Source organism: Mycobacterium sp. IDUB_5 (assembly GCF_055419565.1).
This window is the reverse complement of record NZ_JBVAXX010000012.1, coordinates 1-1,277: the sequence shown is the minus strand read 5'-3', so window position 1 is coordinate 1,277 and position 1,277 is coordinate 1. Positions and strand designations below refer to the sequence as shown.

The following is a 1,277-nucleotide window of genomic DNA, read 5'->3' as shown; positions in this document are numbered from 1 at the left end:
ACCGGGTCGGGTAGGGCCTTGCGGTCGAGCTTTCCGCTGGGGGTGAGGGGGAAGGCGTCGACCCTGACGAACGCCGCGGGCACCATGTGGCTGGGCAACCTCCGTGAGACGAAGGCGCGCAACGTGTCCGAATCGACGGGATCGGCCGACGCATCAGCGACGTAGTAGGCGATGAGTCGGTTGTTGTGGACGGTGATGTGGGTGGTGGTGATGGTGGGGTGTTGGGTGAGGGTGGTGGCGATGTCGGTGGGTTCGATGCGGATGCCGCGGAGTTTGATTTGGTCGTCGGTGCGGCCGAGGTAGTCGAGCACGGGTGTGCCGGTGGGGGTGTTGCGCCAGCGGACGAGGTCGCCGGTGCGGTACATGCGGGTGCCGGGTTCGTGGGGGTGTGCGATGAATCGTGTTGCGGTGAGGTGGGGTTGGTTGAGGTAGCCGTGGGCGAGTTGGGTGCCGGCGAGGTAGAGCTCGCCGGGGGTGTTGTCGGGGACGGGGTTGAGGTAGTCGTCGAGGACGTGGGCGGTGGTGTTGGCGCCGGGGGTGCCCAGGGCGACGGGGCCGTCGTGGTCGGTGTTGTGGGAGGTCCAGCCGAGGATGTCGACGGCGGTTTCGGTGGGGCCGTAGAGGTTGTGCAGGGGTGTGTGGGGGAAGTGGTGGTGGAAGCGGCGCAGGAGGGTGTTGGTGAGGGCTTCGCCGCCGACGGTGACGCGGGTGAGGGTGGTGCAGGTGGTGATGGTGGGTTCGTCGAGGAAGACGTCGAGCATGGAGGGGACGAAGTCGATGGCGGTGATGTGGTGGGTGGTGATGGTGTGGGTGAGGTAGTGGGGGTCGCGGTGTCCGTCGGGGTGGGCGATGACGGCGGTGGCTCCGGCGGCTAGGGGCCAGAACACTTCCCAGACGGAGGTGTCGAAGCTGATGGGGGTTTTGACGAGCATGCGGTCGGTGGCGTCGAGGGGGTAGGTGTGTTGGAGCCAGGTGATGCGGTTGGTGATGGCGGTGTGGGGGATGACGACGCCTTTGGGGGTGCCGGTGGTTCCGGAGGTGTAGAGGATGTAGGCCGCGGTGTGGGGGTGTACTGGGGGTAGGGGTGTGGGTTGTGGGTCGTGTTGTGCGGCAACGATGTCGTCTGTGTCGGTGAGCACGACCGCCGGCGTAGCGTCGGTGATCATGTGATCGCGGCGTGCTGGGGGGTAGTCGGGGTCCAGGGGTAGGAATGCTGCGCCGGTTTTGGTGGTGGCGATCAGGGCCACGATCAACTCGAGGGATCGGGGTAGTTGGAT

The 1,277-nt window shown here is 66.5% G+C and carries 1 protein-coding gene; it reads right to left on the bottom strand.

The window, feature by feature from the left end; all coding sequences use genetic code 11:
* The coding region (locus ACZY1G_RS27780; protein WP_463824158.1) for an amino acid adenylation domain-containing protein at positions 1 to 1,277 on the bottom strand (1,277 nt) is incomplete at both ends.